The organism is Rhizomicrobium palustre, assembly GCF_011761565.1.
GTDB lineage: Bacteria > Pseudomonadota > Alphaproteobacteria > Micropepsales > Micropepsaceae > Rhizomicrobium > Rhizomicrobium palustre.
On sequence record NZ_JAASRM010000001.1, the window covers coordinates 2,351,334 to 2,368,732 of the forward strand.

Annotated in this window: 15 protein-coding genes and 1 tRNA gene; 13 read left to right on the forward strand and 3 right to left on the reverse strand. The window is 60.0% G+C overall.

All coding sequences use genetic code 11. From position 1 onward, the window contains the following. The first annotated feature begins 16 nt into the window (after positions 1 to 16). On the forward strand, positions 17 to 2,056 hold the full coding sequence (locus FHS83_RS10575; RefSeq protein ID WP_167082931.1) for a TonB-dependent receptor: 2,040 nt from the start codon (positions 17 to 19) through the stop codon (positions 2,054 to 2,056). 80 nt (positions 2,057 to 2,136) lie between these two features. On the opposite strand, the gene FHS83_RS10580 is transcribed toward FHS83_RS10575, so the two are convergent. The 3 genes from FHS83_RS10580 to FHS83_RS19780 form a co-directional block, all read right to left on the reverse strand. Then, positions 2,137 to 2,664, reverse strand: a complete 528-nt coding sequence (locus FHS83_RS10580) for a recombinase family protein (protein WP_208414456.1) — start codon at positions 2,662 to 2,664, stop codon at positions 2,137 to 2,139. 325 nt (positions 2,665 to 2,989) lie between these two features. After that, positions 2,990 to 3,063, reverse strand: a tRNA-Gly gene (locus tag FHS83_RS10585). A gap of 148 nt (positions 3,064 to 3,211) precedes the next feature. After that, positions 3,212 to 4,444, reverse strand: coding sequence for a DUF2336 domain-containing protein (locus tag FHS83_RS19780; RefSeq protein WP_167082932.1), 1,233 nt, complete (start codon positions 4,442 to 4,444; stop codon positions 3,212 to 3,214). A 397-nt stretch (positions 4,445 to 4,841) separates the two neighbouring features. On the opposite strand from FHS83_RS19780, the gene FHS83_RS10595 reads away from it, so the two are divergent. The 12 genes from FHS83_RS10595 to hpnE all read left to right on the forward strand — a co-directional run bounded on the left by FHS83_RS10595 (position 4,842) and on the right by hpnE (position 17,393). Next, a complete protein-coding gene (locus FHS83_RS10595; RefSeq protein ID WP_167082933.1) occupies positions 4,842 to 5,513 on the forward strand; it encodes a bifunctional 4-hydroxy-2-oxoglutarate aldolase/2-dehydro-3-deoxy-phosphogluconate aldolase in 672 nt (223 codons plus the stop codon). Positions 5,514 to 5,531: 18 nt separating this feature from the next. Then, the gene (locus tag FHS83_RS10600; RefSeq protein WP_167082934.1) at positions 5,532 to 6,638 is read left to right on the forward strand and encodes a sugar kinase; all 1,107 of its coding nucleotides are present in this window, start codon (positions 5,532 to 5,534) and stop codon (positions 6,636 to 6,638) included. A 136-nt stretch (positions 6,639 to 6,774) separates the two neighbouring features. Next, positions 6,775 to 7,410, forward strand: coding sequence for a hypothetical protein (locus FHS83_RS10605; protein WP_167082935.1), 636 nt, complete (start codon positions 6,775 to 6,777; stop codon positions 7,408 to 7,410). Between the two features lie 167 nt (positions 7,411 to 7,577). Further along, the gene (gene hpnI / locus FHS83_RS10610) at positions 7,578 to 8,735 is read left to right on the forward strand and encodes a bacteriohopanetetrol glucosamine biosynthesis glycosyltransferase HpnI (RefSeq protein WP_167082936.1); all 1,158 of its coding nucleotides are present in this window, start codon (positions 7,578 to 7,580) and stop codon (positions 8,733 to 8,735) included. Positions 8,736 to 8,794: 59 nt separating this feature from the next. Beyond that, a complete protein-coding gene (hpnJ, locus tag FHS83_RS10615) occupies positions 8,795 to 10,222 on the forward strand; it encodes a hopanoid biosynthesis associated radical SAM protein HpnJ (protein WP_167082937.1) in 1,428 nt (475 codons plus the stop codon). Between the two features lie 171 nt (positions 10,223 to 10,393). Next, positions 10,394 to 11,254 (forward strand): hopanoid biosynthesis-associated protein HpnK, encoded by an 861-nt coding sequence (gene hpnK / locus FHS83_RS10620; RefSeq protein ID WP_167082938.1) that lies wholly within the window; start codon positions 10,394 to 10,396, stop codon positions 11,252 to 11,254. A 129-nt stretch (positions 11,255 to 11,383) separates the two neighbouring features. Then, a complete protein-coding gene (locus FHS83_RS10625) occupies positions 11,384 to 12,355 on the forward strand; it encodes a lysylphosphatidylglycerol synthase domain-containing protein (RefSeq protein WP_167082939.1) in 972 nt (323 codons plus the stop codon). Beyond that, the gene (hpnA, locus tag FHS83_RS10630; protein ID WP_167082940.1) at positions 12,352 to 13,347 is read left to right on the forward strand and encodes a hopanoid-associated sugar epimerase; all 996 of its coding nucleotides are present in this window, start codon (positions 12,352 to 12,354) and stop codon (positions 13,345 to 13,347) included. Before FHS83_RS10625 ends, hpnA begins: the two co-directional genes overlap by 4 nt. After that, positions 13,344 to 14,474, forward strand: coding sequence for a glycosyltransferase (locus tag FHS83_RS10635; protein ID WP_167082941.1), 1,131 nt, complete (start codon positions 13,344 to 13,346; stop codon positions 14,472 to 14,474). The genes hpnA and FHS83_RS10635 overlap by 4 nt, the downstream gene beginning before the upstream one ends. Further along, entirely contained in the window at positions 14,471 to 15,325 is an 855-nt protein-coding gene (gene hpnC, locus FHS83_RS10640; protein WP_167082942.1) for a squalene synthase HpnC, read from the forward strand. Before FHS83_RS10635 ends, hpnC begins: the two co-directional genes overlap by 4 nt. After that, a complete protein-coding gene (gene hpnD / locus FHS83_RS10645; RefSeq protein WP_167082943.1) occupies positions 15,322 to 16,158 on the forward strand; it encodes a presqualene diphosphate synthase HpnD in 837 nt (278 codons plus the stop codon). Before hpnC ends, hpnD begins: the two co-directional genes overlap by 4 nt. Next, positions 16,155 to 17,393 (forward strand): hydroxysqualene dehydroxylase HpnE, encoded by a 1,239-nt coding sequence (gene hpnE, locus FHS83_RS10650; RefSeq protein ID WP_167082944.1) that lies wholly within the window; start codon positions 16,155 to 16,157, stop codon positions 17,391 to 17,393. Before hpnD ends, hpnE begins: the two co-directional genes overlap by 4 nt. The last annotated feature ends 6 nt before the right edge of the window (positions 17,394 to 17,399 follow it).

Here is a 17,399-nt window from a genome sequence, read left to right on the forward strand (position 1 = left end):
GGAGCGGTATAACGGCATGACGAAGGCGATAGCGGCGCCATTGTTGCGTCTTATACCGCTCCTGACGCTGTTTTGCGGGGCTAGGGCAGCTGACCTTTCTGCACGCGATACGGAGACTGTGACTATCTCGGCCAGCCGGTCGAGTGATCTCACAGGAATCGCTGCCTCCGCCAGCGAAGGTGTAGTGGGGGCGGAGGATCTACTCCGTCGCCCGATCCTTCGCCCCGGCGAAGTGGTGGAAGACATTCCCGGCGTGATCGTCACTCAGCATTCGGGCAGCGGCAAAGCCAATCAGTATTTCTTGCGTGGCTTCAATCTTGATCACGGTACGGATCTCGCCATCAGTTTGGACGGTGTGGGTGTCAACCTGCCGAGCCATGCGCATGGGCAGGGCTACGCCGATCTCAATTTTCTAATCCCCGAATTGGTGGAACGCGTCGCCTATAAGAAGGGTCCCTATTACGCCGATGTGGGGGATTTCGGCGCGGCGGGGGCTTTCGATATTCGATATTTTAACCGCTTGCCCGGCGGCCTTGCGCGCCTGGAAGGCGGCAGCGGCGGGTATGGCCGCTTGCTGCTCGCGGATAATGCCGATATTGCGGGCGGAACGCTTCTTTATGCCGGGGAAATCGCCCATGATGATGGGCCTTGGACGCGCGGCGATGATGCGCGCAAGTTCAACGGTGTGCTGCGCTTCACCGATGGCCGCTTCACGCTGTCGGCAGAGGCTTATCACAATCGCTGGAACTCTACCGACCAAGTGCCGGATCGCGCAATTGCATCCGGTCTTATCAGCCGCTGGGGCAATATCGATTCCAGCGATGGCGGTATGACAGGGCGTTATGCGCTGCGCTTTATCTGGCAGGAAAATCCGTCGCAAGAAGGCTTGCATATTCTGGCCTTTGCCGAAAGGCGCGAACTCACGCTGTTCTCCAACTTCACCTATTTCTTGAACGATCCCGTGCATGGCGATCAGATCGCGCAAAAAGACGCCCGCTATGTTTTGGGCGGGAAGATTTCCTATGGTGGTGTCGCCGAGCTTTTGGGAGCCGAGAATAGCTGGCGTGCCGGGCTTGATCTGCGTAGCGACATCATCCGGGCCGGACTATTTCATAGCGAAAGGCGCAAACGTCTTTACACGACGCATGATGACGACATCTCAGAGACGATGGTCTCGCCCTTTGCGGAAAGTGAATTTCGCTGGACCCCATGGCTCCGTACGACACTAGGAGTGCGGAGCGATTTTCTCTTTGCTAATTCCGCGAATCTCGCGGGAGGAGACAGCGGTCAGGTTCAATCTGCCTCGATAAGTCCCAAGGCGGGCCTTGCCATCGGGCCTTTTGCCAAGACGGAGCTCTATGCAAATCTGGGGTTTGGGCTGCACAGCAACGATATCCGGGGTGTGGTGGCGAAGGCTGATCCCGCTACGGCGTTGGTGCGCGGCAAGGGCGGCGAAGTAGGACTTCGCACCGGCTTTGTCGACGGACTGCAATCGACACTCTCGATTTGGTTTTTGGATTTGAAATCCGAACTTGTCTGGGCGGGCGATAGCGGCACCAACGAGCCCTCCGGCCCTACACGGCGTTACGGTGTCGAATTCGCCAATACCTATGCGCCGACGCCCTGGCTTTCCGTCGATTTCGATTACGCTTGGTCACGCGCCCGTTATACCAATCATGATCCGGTGGGCCGCTATGTCCCCGAAGCTATCGCGGGCACGATTGATGGTGGCGTGGCCCTCCATGATTTGCCGGGCGCTTGGCGCGATTGGTCCGGCAGTCTGCGCGTGCGCTATTTCGGGCCGCGTGTGCTGACGCAAGATGGCAGTCTGAAATCCAAAGGCACGAGCTTGCTCTACCTCAACCTCGGCTATGCCATCAGCGCGCGCTGGTCCGCCGCGATGGACATCTTCAACCTCCTGGATTCCCGTGTCAGCGACATTGATTATTTCTATACATCGCGCTTGCCGGGTGAGCCGCTTAAAGGCGTCGACGACATTCACACCCATCCCGCAGAGCCCCGGCAATTTCGGGTGAGCGTGACCGCGGCACTGTAGGTCGCGGCCTTGGGGGGTATCCCAATCATAGATGTAGCTGTTTAGCCTCCGACCGACTTATGGCGACAGGTTCCTTCGACCTACAATGCGAGCTCAATCAACCCGGCCAATCCCGAGTTTCTTGGCGATAGCGAAGCTCCCATGCCCTCTGCTTTGAGTGCGGCGATGGTCGCCGGGGCGATGGACTTGGGACGGCCCTTGTATCGTCCGGCGAGCTTGGCTTTGGTGCCCCCCTCGGTCTGACGCTCCTTGCGAAGGTCTGTCTCGAATTCGGCGAAGGCACCCAGGAGGTGCAGCATGAGGCGACCCTCAGCCCGGGTGGTGTCGATGGCCTGCTGAAGCACGCGGAAGCCGACTTCCTTTCCGGTCAATGTGTCGATGATCTTCCGCAGATCGACGATGGAGCGCGCTAAGCGATCCAAGCGACAGACCACGAAGACATCACCTTCTCGGATATAGTCGAGGGCGCGCTGAAGCTCCGCACGTCCGCTCGTGCCCGACCACTTCTCCTGGAAAATCTTCGTGCACCCAGCAGCCCGGAGCTGCTCCACCTGCACATCTAGTGACTGCCCGGTGCTGGACACTCTGGCGTAACCCACAACGGCCATGCGTTCCTGTCTCAGGTCTATGACCTTGACCAGATAGTGTCTCGAAATGCTCCCGTCGGGCCTAAAAAGACGGTCAAAGTGACTCAGCCCGGTGTCTCACCGGGGTAATGCGCCGTACGTTGGCGATGATAGGAGGTGTTGAAAAGGGAGCTGGCGCGATCCCGGAATCGCGTATGTGATCTGCCGACCAGTGCTGCTCCTGCGATGTGTTCTATGAGATCGATGGCGAGCGCCCCTAGAACGGAAACTGAAAAACTTGCTGTAAAATTGGTCCCCCCACTGACGAATGTGAGTTCACAAACATCTGAATTTTAAGAAGAATTTTTGGAGCGGGCGATGGGAATCGAACCCACGTATGCAGCTTGGGAAGCTGCCGTTCTACCATTGAACTACGCCCGCGCGGCGGAATTGATCCGCAGTGCCGAAGGGCGGGCTTCTTAGCACGGTGTTGGGGGCGAACGGAACAGCTAATCGCCGGATTTCTCCGCGAAATCTGAAAGCGGTGGGACGAAATCCGTGGAAAAGCCGAGGCGGGGGAGGCGGGCTCTCAGGCGATGCCGTAATTGCCCAGTTGGCGGCGCATTTCGTCGCTCTTGAGCGGGAATTCGGAGCCGTTACGGGCGGGCACGAGCGAAATGCCGGACAAGCGCATCACCTGTACCTGCAGGCGATAGGCCACCTGCATCGACAGCCCGGCCCTCCACACCAGCGATACCGCCGCCGCGCCCGATTGCGAGCTAAGGATGCGGCGCACATTATCCTCGCCCGTCTTGGCGAGCAGGGCCAGTGCCTTCACCACCGTGTCCTTGCGGCAATGCTCCACCGCGTTGAAGACAAAGGCTTCGGTCAAGGCGCCACCCGTGAGCGGCGTTTCGCTGTGGCTTTCCGCGCCGTCCTGCTTGGCTTCGGCTTTCTTTTTCTCGTCGAGGCGGCGCTTGAGTTCGCCGCGGACCGATTCATCAAGACCAGAACGCTGGGCCAGGGTGTCGATCAGCTTGGAGCCGACAAAGCCAGCAATGCGCTCAATCGCGTTGGGAGAGAGGTCCGCACGCACCACCAAGGGGCCGTGCCATTCGGCCACTTCGGCGGCGTTGGAGATGATCTTGTCGAGGGTCTTGGTGCGGATGGTGGCGTCGGTATTGGCCAGCAGCGCAGCGACCGCATCAGTATCAAGCGTGGTGGCGACAGCTTCGGAGACATCGCCGGAGAGATTTTTGCGGCGCGCCACGGCGGAGAGGATTTTGCTCGCGCGCGAGGCAACAACGAGCTGGATAAGGTCTTCATCCTCAAGCTGCGGGGAGTATTCGATCACCGGCATCTGCACGCTGGGATCGGTGTCGCTCGCCAGCGCCTTGACGATGGATTTGGGCACGCAATCGTGGCTTTTGATTTCCTCGGCCAGCACTGCGCGAACCGCGCTCACCTGATCCTGGGCAAGCTTCTCGAGCGTGGCGAGGGCCATGTCGCGCAGCTGCTTTTCTTCTTCCGCCAAGAGGCCTGGGAAGAGGCGGCCGATTTTCAAGGCGAGGTTCTTGCGGACTTCTTCGTCACTGTCGGTGGCGAGCAGAAAATTGGCTTCCGGCGTGGTGGCCGGATTGGCGGCGACGGCGCGGCGGGTGGCTTCGGCACCATTGCGGGCGAGATAGGCCAGAACTTCTGGCTCGAGCGAGGCCTGGCTGGCGAGCAGGGTTTCCCCCCGTTTCGCTTGGGCTTCGAGGACCGAAAGGGCCTCTTCGGGGCTCAAAACCCCCTCGGCTTTACGTTCTCCCGGTTGTGCCACGGCTTCGCCTCCCCCTTACAAAGCGAATTTTGCCCCTCGATTACTTAAGGCCAGCTAAAGGGAACCGGGTCTCTAAAGTATTTATCCCCGCCTGCGCGTCAGAAGGGCCGCTTGGAAATCGCCCAAAGCCGGAGTATGGAAACCGGTGTCAACCGTAGCGCTGCGGCCATGGGACCAAGGGCCAAAAAGCCTTCCAGCCTTGACCGGTGCGAGCGGAAAGTGTCGTTATCAATCAGAATAGGTCATTCGGTACCGGTAACACCGCTGGAGTGGTAGACCGTGCCGGCCGCTTCAAGGCTTGCCAGTTTTGTAGGTTTGGCACGCGCCTCAAGAGGCGGAGGAATTTGGGTGCGGCGTGTCCAAACCGCACGGCGATGAACAGGAGGATTGAAGGGAAATGGCAAAAGACCGGCTGCAAGTGCTCGCGGCGATGATGGATCAGGGCGTGATCCCTGTGTTCTATCACCCCGATACGGAAGTCTGCATCAATGTGATCCAGGCTTGCGCCAATGGCGGTGCCAAGTGCATCGAATTCACCAATCGCGGCGATTTCGCGAGCCACGTCTTCCTCGAAGTGAACCGTCACTTCGTGAAGGCCGACCCCAGCGTGATCATGGGCGTGGGCTCCATCGTGGACGCGCCGACGGCTGGCCTCTACATCGCCAATGGCACCAACTTCGTCGTCGGCCCGATGCTGAACGCCGATGTCGCCAAGGTCTGCAACCGCCGTGGCATTCCCTATAGCCCGGGCTGCGGTTCGGCGACCGAAGTCTCCTATGCCCAGGAACTCGGCTGCGAAATCGTCAAGGTGTTCCCCGGCTCCTGCGTCGGCGGCCCCGAATTCGTGAAGAACATCAAGGGCCCCATGCCCTGGACCAAGCTGATGCCGACCGGCGGCGTCGATCCGACCGAAGAATCGCTGACCAAGTGGTTCAAGGCCGGCATCGTGGCTTGCGGTATCGGCTCGAACCTGATCACCGCCGATCTCCTCAAGGCCAAGGACTATAAGGGCATTGAGAAGAAGGTCGCCGAGACCATCGCGCTCGTTCGCAAGATTCGTGGCCACTAAGCATAGGACCTGACCACAATGGCAGATGAAATCCTCAAAATCCGTCCTGCTTCCGAAACCAAGTGGGATTGCGTGTCGCTCGGCGAAGTCATGCTGCGCCTCGACCCCGGCTTCGGCCGTATCCGCACCACCCGCCAGTTCGCGGTGTCGGAAGGCGGCGGCGAGTATAACGTCGCCCGCGCTTTCAAGAAGTGCTGGAAGAAGCGCGCCTCGGTCGTCACGGCGTTGCCGGATAACGACATCGGCTGGCTCTGCGAAGACCTCATCATGCAGGGCGGCGTCGATACCTCGCACATCATCTGGCGCGAATTCGACGGCATCGGCCGCAACACCCGCGTTGGCCTGAACTTCACGGAAAAGGGCTATGGCCCGCGCGCCGCGCTCGGCTGCAACGACCGTGGCAACTCGGCCGCGTCGCAGATCAAGCCGGGCGAAGTGAACTGGGACAAGCTCTTCGGCGAAGAAGGCGTGCGCTGGTTCCACACCGGCGGCATCTTCGCGGCTCTTGCCCCGAACACCTCGGAAGTCGTGATCGAAGCGGTGCAGGCCGCCAAGAAGTACGGCACGATCGTGGCCTATGACCTCAACTACCGCGGCCAGCTCTGGAAGAGCCAGGGTGGCAAGGCCGGTGCGCAGAAGATCAACCGCGAGATCGCCAAATATGTCGACGTCATGATCGGCAACGAGGAAGATTTCACGGCTTGCCTCGGCTTCGAAGTGGAAGGCATGGACGAGCACATCTCCAAGATCGATCCGGCCAACTTCAAGAAGATGATCGCGACCGCCGTCAAAGAGTTCCCGAACTTCAAGGTGGCGGCGACCACGCTGCGCAACGCCAAGACCGCTTCGGTCAACGATTGGGGCGCGGTGATCTGGGCCGGCGGCAATTTCTACGAAGCCCCGATGCGCGAAAACCTGGAAATCTATGACCGCGTCGGCGGCGGCGATGGTTTCGCCTCCGGTCTTGCCTACGGCTTCATGGAAGGCAAAGGCCCGCAGGCTGCCGTCGAATACGGCGCCGCCCATGGTGCGCTCGCCATGTCGACCCCCGGCGATACCTCCATGGTCAACTACAAGGAAGTCGAAGCCGTGATGAAGGGCAAAGGCGCCCGCGTTATTCGGTAAGCTAAGTCTTTGATTACTTGCGAAGGCCTCTCATCTGATTGGATGAGGGGCCTTTTTTGACGAGGGACCACAATTATTTCGTGTCCTAGTGGGGAAGGAGTATATTGCGCCTGTTGCATGCACAACGGGGGCTGTATTGCAGGCACCACGCGTCTTTGTAAGCATGGGTACGCCATATACAGAGAAATATCATGCATTTCGCGAGGAGCTAGAGCGCGTATTACGTGATCGCTGTGGCGTTGACCCACGAATTTTGGGGCGTAACGAATATCCTTCCGGCAGCCCGGTGCAGAAGATTCATGAGGTGATGCGAACTTGCTCAGGGATCGTCATTGTTGCCTATGAGCACAAGCGTATCCACTCCGGCCTCGAGAAGCGCGGGGGTGCCGAAGAGCGCAGGATTACAAATGAGGTTTACACGACGCCATGGAACCACATTGAATCGGCAATAGCTTACGCTCTCAATCTCCCTATTTATATTATAGCTGAGCAAGGCTTGATGGAGGAGGGGCTGATCGAAAGCAAGATAGACTGGTACGTTCAGAAAATGAAATTTGATGCTGCCGAGCTTCGCCGACTAGAGGTCTGCGAGTCATTGCGCGTTTGGGTAAATGAACGGGTTATACCTCTGTCGGTACGACGTCGCCCTGTCCTCCAAAATTTCATCAAGGTAAAATTCTCCGAACTAACGGTGGAGGACTACATGGTTTTGTTTGGGTTCGTAGCGACGGCATTTGGGGCAGGCGCAGCATTCACGCATTTTTTTCACTGACGCGAGTTGGGCAATCGCTATCGCAGGTTTTGCTTAATTCTCAGCGTGCATGGAGCTTGGGGTATGCGCATCTACGGAGGGGCCTCGGAGCACGTACAAGCGACACTCTCGACCTTCTGAGGCATTGCGGCTAGAACCCTGCCGCCCAATCGGGGCAGGGACCCTTAATGACCGTTCTTCCCATCCTTTCCTGGCTGTTGATCCTCGCCGCGTTTGCGGGGGCGGGGTATGCGTTGGTGGCGGCTGGGTTCGCTGGGCGCTTCAAGGCGAGCGCTATCGCTCCGCTTACGGAGTATCCCTCCATCACCATCCTGAAGCCCTTGCATGGTGATGAGCCGGGGCTGGAGGAAAATCTCGCCAGCTTCTTTGTGCAGGATTATCCCGCGCCCTTCGAAATCGTCTTCGGTGTGCAGGACCCTAACGATGCGGCGCTCGCGGTGGTGGAGCGGCTGAAGGCGCGGTTTCCTAACATCAACACCATCACGGTGGTGGATGGCGCCCGCGCCGGGACCAATCCTAAGGTCGCCAATCTCCTCAATATGGAGAAGGCCATCCGCCATCAGGTGATCGTGCTCTCCGATGCCGATATCGCAGTGGAGGCTGATTATCTTCGCCGCATCGCGTCGGCGCTGGCGCCGGAAGATGTTGGCGGGGTCACCTGCCTTTATACCGGCTTTGCGGCAGCGGGGCGGGTTTCACAGCTTTCGGCGATGGGGGCAAGCTATCAGTTCCTGCCCAATGTGATCATGGGGCTGGGGCTCAAGATGGCGCAGCCCTGCTTCGGCTCCACCATTGCGTTCAAACGCAGCCTGTTTGAGTCCTGGGGCGGCTTTTTGCCCTTCAAGGATCAATTGGCCGATGACCACGCCATGGGAATGGCCGTGCGCAATGCGGGGTTAATCCTCGCCATTCCGCCTTTCGCCGTCCGGCACGCGGCAGTGGAAACGGGATGGGGCGAATGGTTCACGCATGAATTGCGCTGGATGCGGACGATTCGAACCGTGGACCCCGGCGGCCATGCCGGATCTTTCATCACCCACGCTTTTCCCTTATCCCTCCTGGGGTTAATCGTGGCTCTGGCGGCACAGTCAGGCCCGCTTGATGCAGCTTGGGGCGCGGTTGTCGCTACACTCTTGGCGCGCGTCATGCTCAAATGGCGCCTTGACGCAATATTCGGGAAGCCGGCAGGGCCATTTTGGCTTTTGCCGTTCAGAGACGTGTTTTCGTTCTGTGTCTTTCTAACCTCTCTTTTCGGCGGAGCGGTTGTCTGGCAGAACGAGCGCCTTGCGGTCCTAAAGGACGGGGCCCTGAAAGCCCGTTCTTAAGATGTCCAATCGGTCATGATGGCCTTTGGGCCAGTTCTGGCCAATTCGGTGAGGAAGTAATGAAGTCGTTGTTCTTGCAGGCACCCTCTTTTGACGGTTACGACGGCGGGGCTGGTGCGCGCTATCAGATGAAGCGCGAGGTCAAGTCGTTCTGGTATCCGACCTGGCTGGCCCAGGCCGCCGCCATGGTGGAAGGCGCAAAGCTGATCGACGCCCCGCCGCACAATCTCAAATTCGAAGACATCGTCGAGGATGTGAAGGCCCACGATTTCATCGTGATCCACACCTCCACCCCGTCCTTCAAGTCGGACTGCAAGACCGCAGGGCTCATCCGCGAGCTGAACCCGACCGCGATCATCGGCTTCATCGGCGCCAAAGTGGCGGTCGAGCCGGAAGAGAGCCTGAAGGCCTGCCCGGCGTTGAATTTCGTCGCGCGTAACGAATACGAATTCACCATCAAGGAACTGGCCGAAGGCGCCGATTGGTCGACCATCAAGGGTCTTTCCTATCGCACGGCGGATGGCGCCATCGTCCATAACCCCGAGCGCGAAGTGCTGATGGATTGGGACAAGCTTCCCTCGGTTCTGCCGCTCTATAAGAAGTGGCTCGATACCTCGAAGTATTTCGGCGGTTATCTCAAGCACCCGTATGTCTCTTACTACACGGGCCGCGGCTGCAAATCGCGCTGCACCTTCTGCCTCTGGCCGCAGACCATCGGCGGGCACAATTACCGCTTCCATTCCATCGAGCGCGTGGTGCGCGATGTGAAGTACATCAAAGAGAATTTCCCGGAAGCCAAGGAAATCTTCTTTGACGACGATACCCTGACCGACAATCACGAGCGCGTCGAAGCCCTCGCCGTTGAACTCGGCAAGCTCGGCGTCACTTGGTCCTGCAATGCGAAGGCGAATGTTCCGCGCAAGACGCTGGAAGTGATGAAGGACAATGGTCTGCGTCTCCTGCTCGTCGGCTATGAGAGCGGCAACCAGAAGATCCTGCACAACATCAAGAAGGGCCTGCTCGTCGATGTGGCGCGCCGCTTTGCGAAAGATTGCCACGAGCTCGGCATCATCGTGCACGGCACCTTCATCCTGGGCCTGCCGGGCGAAACCCGCGAGACCATCCTGGAGACGCTGCAATTCGCCAAGGATGTGAACCCGCGCACGCTGCAGGTTTCGCTGGCCGCGCCCTATCCGGGCACCTTCCTCTATAAGCAGGCCAAGGAAAACGGCTGGTTCGCCTCCGACGTCGATCTTCTGACCGATGACGGCACGCAGATCGCGCCGCTGAACTATCCCCATCTCGGCCACACCGAAATCTTCGAGGCGGTGGAGATGTTCTATAAGAAGTTCTACTTCCGCCCCTCCAAGATCGCCGAAATCGTCGGCGAGATGCTGACCTCGCGCGAAATGCTCGTGCGGCGTCTGCGCGAAGGCGTGGAGTTCTTCAGCTTCCTCAAGAACCGCGAAGATATGGTGGTTTCGTAAGCGAGCGATCATTGTCATCCCGGGCGATCATGCGGCGCGATGCGCCGTGTGAGAGACCCGGGACCCACTTATAAATCTGTTCGGACGCTGCCGTGGGTCCCGGATCGCGCCCATTTTCCGCTGGCAAGATCATCGCGGGCGCGTCCGGGATGACAGTATTGTTGAGTCCCCATGCAAGTCGCTGAATCCTCCCGCAAAGCGCTGATCGTTACCGCTGATGATTTCGGGGCGGCGCCAGAGGTGAATGAGGCGGTCATCCGCGCGAATCGCGAAGGCATTCTGACCGCTGCGAGCTTGATGGTGGCCGCACCCGGCGCAGCCGATGCGGTGGCGCGGGCGAAAGATAATCCGCGCCTCGGCGTGGGACTGCATCTGGTGCTGGTGGAGGGTAAGCCCGTTCTGCCGACTTCGCAGATTCCCGATCTTGTCGGGCCGGATGGAAATTTTCGCACCGATATGGTCAAGGCGAGTTTCGCCATGGCCTTTTTGCCTAAGATGCGCCGCCAGCTCGCCGCCGAGATCGAGGCCCAGTTCGATGCCTTTGCCTCTACCGGCCTGACGCTTGATCACGTCAACGCGCATAAGCATTTCCATCTCCACCCGATTATCGCCAAGCTCGTGGTAAAGATCGGCAAATCCTATGGCATGCGGGCGGCGCGCGCGCCCGTCGAGCCCATGGAGATTTTGCAGAAGATCCAGCCAGATTTGCGTGGCGGCGAGATCGAACGTTTCGTCGGCAAGCGCCTCAAGGAGCGCCTGTCCCGGGCGGGCATCTTCACGCCGGATTATGTCTTCGGTCTCGCCTGGACGGGGGCGATGAACACCCGCCGGGTTGGCGCCCTGATCGACCGTCTGCCCGATGGGGTGAGTGAAATCTATGTCCATCCGGCGATTTCGGCCTATCCGGGTTCGGCCCCTGGCTACCGCTATAGCGAGGAGTTCGCCGCCCTGATGGCACCCGAGGTGCTGGCGCGGATGAAAAACGTAGCTCTGGGTAGTTTCGAACACTTCCAGAAACAAGCGCAAAGCTAACCTTTCTTGCGCACAACCCACTGGGCGGGCAGGGGAACAGGGCTGTTGCGGCTCCCCGTCATATTGTCCATGGTGCACCCCGTCCGGCGGGTTCTGGCCGGGCAGAGAAGCCTTAACACCCTGAATGGAATGAAGATCGGAGCACTTATCGCGCTGATCGCCGGTCTGGCTCTGGCGGTTTTCGTTATCGTCCATATCGGCTTTGCGCAGATCTTTTCCGCCATCGGCCATGCCGGGTGGGGTGGCTTTGCGCTGATCCTTTTGGCGGCCATGCCGGTGATCGCGTTTCTGGCTTTGGCCTGGCGTTCGCTGCTTGGGCCGGTGGTGCCGTATTGGGTGTTTTTTGCCTCGCGCCAGCTGCGCGATTCCGCCACCGACCTTCTGCCCTTCACCCAGATCGGCGGGGTGGTGATTGGCGCGCGGGCAGGCATTCTGGCGGGTATTTCGCCGGTGAAGGCCTATTCGAGTTCGGTGGTCGATATCACCGCCGAGCTGATGGCGCAGGCCGCCTTCACCATTCTGGGCTTGTTGATCGGGCTGACGCGGCTGAAAGCCTCCGCAAGCCTTGCTGGCTATGTCGATGCGATGATCATCGGCACGGTGCTCTTGGTGCCGGGCATCATCGCTTTCGTAGTGCTGCAACGAAAAGGCGCGCGTATGGCTGCGGCGCTGGCCGGTCAGTTCCTGCCCAAGGCGGTCGCCCATACCGAGCAATTCACCGCCGAGATCGAAGCGCTCTATCGCCAGCCCAAGCGCCTTGCGCTGTCATCGACCTTTCACCTCATTGCCTGGATCGCGGCGGCGGTGTGGCTGTGGGTGATCTTCAAGGTCTGCGGCGCAAATATCGGGGTGATGGATTGCATCGCCATCGAAAGCATTCTGGCGGCCTTGCGCGCCGTGACCGTGTTCATTCCCGCCGCCATCGGGGTTCAGGAAGCAGGCTATGCCGCGCTCGCCCCGGTATTCGGTGCCGGGCCGGAATTTGGCCTCGCCGTGTCGCTCTTAAAGCGCGCGCGTGATGTTGTCCTGGGTATTCCCGTGCTATTGGCATGGCAGATGGTGGAAGGAAAACGCGCCTTTTCGGACAAGGAGGAAGCATGAGCGGCGATATCGTTTTCGTCACTGGCGCTTCGGGCTTTGTCGGCTCGGCGGTGGCGCGGCTCTTGGCAGAGAAGGGCTATGGCTTGCGCCTTGCGGTGCGCAGCTCCTCGCGCCGCGATAATTTGGAAGGGTTGAAGGCCGAAATCGTCACCGCCGATATGCGGGATGAAAAGGCGCTCACCGACGCTATGGCGGGCGCGCGGTATGTGTTTCATGTCGCCGCCGATTACCGGCTGTGGGCGAAAGACCCCGAAGAAATCGTGCGCAACAATCTTCTCGGCACCAATGCGGTGATGAAAGCCGCGCAGGCCGCGCGCGTGGAGCGCATTGTCTATACCTCATCGGTGGCGACGCTGAAGGCGCGTATAGATGGCGTGGCGGTAGATGAAACCGAACGCCATAGCGAAGAAAGCGCCATCGGCGCCTATAAGCGCTCCAAGCTGGTGGCGGAACGCGCCGTCGAGAAGATGGTGCGCGACGAAGGCTTGCCGGCGGTCATCGTAAATCCCTCAACGCCGATTGGCCCGCGCGATATCAAGCCTACGCCGACTGGGCGCATCATTGTGGAAGCGGCGACGGGCAAAATTCCCGCCTTTGTCGATACCGGCCTCAACCTCGTGCATGTCAATGACGTCGCCATGGGGCATTTGCTGGCGCTGGAAAAAGGGCGCATCGGCGAAAGCTATATCCTTGGCGGCGAGGATGTTTCCTTGCGCGAGATGCTGGCGGTGATCGCTGGGCTGGTGGGCCGCAAGGCGCCTACGGTCAATCTTCCGCGTACGCCGCTTTATCCGATTGCCTGGATCGCGGAGACAATCGCGCAGATCACGGGCAAAGAGCCGTTCGTCACCGCCGATGCGCTAAAAATGGCCAAATACCATATGTTTTTCTCGTCCGAAAAAGCCAAGCGCGAGCTCGGCTATAGCGCGCGGCCGTATCGTGAAGCCCTTCAAGATGCCTTGGCGTGGTTCAAAGGGGCGGGATATCTATGATCGCGGCGGTGCTCCTGACCTTCATATCGCTTCTGATCTGGCTGGTGCTGCTTTTCGGCCGCGGCTGGTTCTGGCTTTGCCGTGAGCGCGATAGCGCCGAGGTGGCGATGCCCAGCCATTGGCCGTCGGTGACCGCGGTCGTTCCCGCGCGCAATGAGGCGGATGGCATAGCGGAATGCGTCCGCAGCCTGCTCGCGCAGGATTATCCCGGCCCCTTCAAGGTCATCGTGGTGGATGATCAATCCGAAGACGGCACGTCGGAAGTGGTGAAGGCGCTGGGCGATGCGCGGCTGGAGGTTTTATCCGGCGCACCGCATCCCAAAGGCTGGACGGGAAAGCTTTTCGCGGTCAGCCAAGGTGTGGCGAAGGCGGGCAGCGAGGCGGAGTATCTCTGGCTCACCGATGCCGACATCGCCCATACGCCGGATAACCTCAGAAACCTCGTGGCGCGCGCCGAAGCGGGCAAGTATGTCCTCGTCTCGCTGATGGCCAAGCTCAACTGCACCAGCTTCGCCGAACGCTTTCTCATCCCGGCCTTCGTGTTCTTCTTCGACATGCTCTATCCCTTCGGCTGGGTGAACAATGTGAAGCGCAAGACCGCGGGGGCAGCTGGCGGCTGCATGCTGATCAAGCGCACGGCGCTGGAACAAGCTGGCGGCATCGAGAGCATCCGCGCCGAGATCATCGATGATTGCGCCATGGGTCGCAGGATGAAATCGGTGGGACCGATCTGGCTGGGCCTGACCAATCGCGCCCTCAGCCTGCGCCCTTATCCGAAAATCGAAGACATTCGCGGCATGGTCGCCCGTTCGGCCTATGCGCAGCTGCAATATTCGCCGCTGCTGTTGCTCGGCACCGTGATCGGCATGGCGCTGCTCTACATCCTGCCGCTGGCGGGGCTGTTCATTGGCGGGCTTGCGGCCTTGTTCGGGGCGCTCGCCTGGGCAGCGATGACCATCGCCTTTCAGCCGATGCTGCACTTCTATGGCCGCTCGCCTTTCTGGGGCTTGGCTTTGCCTGTCATCGGTGTGTTTTATGCAGGCTTCACCATCGATTCTGCCGTACAGCATTGGCGCGGGCGCGGCGGCATGTGGAAGGGGCGCGCGCAAGCGCAGGCGGGATCATGACTGAGGTTGCAGAACTCGCATCCGGCAAGGGGCATAAGGACGAGAATTTTCCCGTCGCCTCCGTCATCATTGCCAAAGAGCATCGCCCGGCGGTGATGGCCTTCTATAATTTTGTGCGCCTCGCCGACGACGTTTCCGATAACGAAATCGCGCCGCCGGAAGAAAAGCTGCGTCTGCTCGATGCGCTGCGCGCTTCGCTGGAAGGCGAGAATGATGCGGTGCGCCAAGGCGTGGTGCTGCGCGAATTACAAAAAGCGCGTGGGCTTTCGCCGGTGCATGCGCTGGATCTTCTGGAAGCCTTCCGCCGCGATTGCACCAAGCTGCGCTATACCGATTGGGACGATCTCATCGATTACTGCCGCTATTCGGCGATGCCGGTGGGACGCTATGTGCTGGATGTGCATGGCGAGAGCAAAGATGCCTGGCCGCTCAACGATGCGCTTTGCGCGGCGCTGCAAGTGATCAATCACCTGCAGGATTGCGGCAAGGATTATAAGAGCCTTAATCGCGTGTACCTGCCGCAAGACGTGCTGGAAAAGCATGGCGCGCGGGTTGAAGACCTTGCGGGGACGCAATGCACGCCCGCCTTGAAAGCGGTGATCGCCGAGCTTGCCGCCAAGAATGGCGAGCTTTTGAAAACCTCCGCTGCCTTTGCCGCGCATATCCGCTCCAAGCGCCTCGCGCTGGAAGTGGCGCTGATTCAGCGTTTCGCGGAAGACCTTAACACCTGGCTCCTCACCCGTGATCCTTTGTGCGAGCGGGTACATCACAAGAAATCAGAATTGCCCGCGCTGGCGCTTTCCGCTTTCGCGCGTTTTCTCGCAGGGCGTTTTAAGGGAGATCGCGCATGACAGACGCGCCCGAAATTGAAGCTGTCCGCCAGAAGGCTTCCAAAAGCTCCTTCTATTCGGCGATGAAAATGATGGCCAAGCCCCAGCGCGAGGGGATGTATGCCATCTATGCCTTCTGCCGTGTGGTGGATGACATCGCCGATGACGGCATCGGCACGCGCATCGAACGCACCACCGCGCTGCAGGAATGGCGCGATGATCTGGGCGCGCTCTATGTCGGCGGTCGTGGCGGGCGCGCGGCGTTTCTGAGAGGTGTAGTGGATGATTTCGGCCCGCGTCTTCAGGATTTCATCGCCGTAATCGATGGCATGCAGATGGATGTGGACGAGGATATCGTCGCACCAAGCCTGGAAGTGCTCGATCTCTATTGTGACCGGGTGGCGAGCGCCGTCGGGCGGCTCTCGATCAAGGTCTTCGGCATGGAAGAGGAGCCGGGTTTCGCGCTGGCGCATCATTTGGGCCGCGCCTTGCAGCTCACCAATATCCTGCGCGATCTTGATGAAGATGCTGAGATCGGGCGGCTTTATCTGCCGCGCGATTATCTTGGCATCGGTATTGCGCCGGTGACGCCGAAAGAAGCGCTTGAGCTTCCCTCTTTGAACGAAGCCTGCCGCAAGGTGGCGGCGCTGGCCGAAACCCATTACGAGGCGGCGCATCAGATCATGGCGAAGAAGCCGCAAGGCGATATTCGTGCGCCGCGGCTGATGGGCGCGGTCTATCATGAAATCCTCAAGCGCATGATGAAGATCGGCTGGAAAGCACCGCGCAAGCGCGTGAAGCTGCCCAAGCCTGTGCTGGCTTATCTTGCGCTGCGTTATGGGCTCGGCGGATGAAAAAGCTCATTGTCGTCGGTGGCGGATTGGCGGGGCTTGCGGCGGCGGTAACCGCGGCGAGCGAAGGTGCCGAGGTGACGGTCTATGAAGCCGCGCGCCAAGCGGGTGGGCGTTGCCGTTCTTATTACGATGACGCGTTCGGCGCGGTGATCGACAATGGCAATCACCTCGTCTTATCTGGCAACACCGCGGTCGCGTCCTATCTGAAAACCATCGGTGCGAAGAACGCGCTGGTGGGGCCAGAGCGGGCGGAGTTCGAATTTGGCGATCTCGCCACCGGTGCGCGCTGGACCTTGCGGCCCAATGAAGGCCCGCTGGCGTGGTGGATTTTCTCGGAAAGCCGCCGCGTGCCGGGCACCAAGCCGTTGGATTATGTGAAGCTCGCCGCGCTTTTGGCCGCTGGCCCGAATGCCACGATTGAAGACCTCATTCCGTGTGAGGGCCCACTCTGGGAACGGCTGATGCGGCCTTTCCTGGTGGCGGTGATGAATACTGAGCCGGAGAAATCCTCCGCGCGTCTCGCAGGCGCGGTGTTGAAAGAAACGCTGGCCAAGGGCGGGCGCACCTATCGCCCGCGTATCGCCCATCCCACGCTCGCGGCGGCGTTTGTCGAACCGGCGCTGAAATATCTCTCCGATAAGCGTGGCATGATCCATCTGGGCCAGCGCTTGCGCAAAATCGTGATCGAAGATGGCCGCGTCACCGCGCTGGAGTTCCCGGAGAACCGCGTCGCGGTGGAAGAGGATACTTCCGTCGTGCTCGCCGTGCCCGCCTGGGTCGCCAAAGATCTTCTGCCCGGCCTTACCGTGCCGGATGATTTCCGCTCCATCGTGAACGCGCATTTCAAAGTGCCCGCGCCGCAAGGCGCGCCCGCCATGCTGGGGTTGATCAATAGCGCGGCGGAATGGGTATTCACTTTCCCGGATCGCATTTCGGTGACGGTGAGCGCGGCGGAAAGCATCGTGGATCGTGATCGCGAGGATTTGGCGCGGCTGTTATGGGGCGATGTGGCGGAGGCGCTTGGCCTCTCCACCGAGCTTCCACAGTGGCAGATCGTGAAAGAAAAGCGCGCCACCTTCGCGGCCACGCCGGAGCAGAATGCGCTGCGGCCTGGCACGAAAACGGCCTATCGCAACCTCACCTTGGCAGGCGATTGGACCGCGACCGGTCTTCCCTCCACGATTGAAGGCGCTTTGCGCTCCGGTCAGAAAGCGGCTTTGGCGCTGCGCTCATAATCTCTA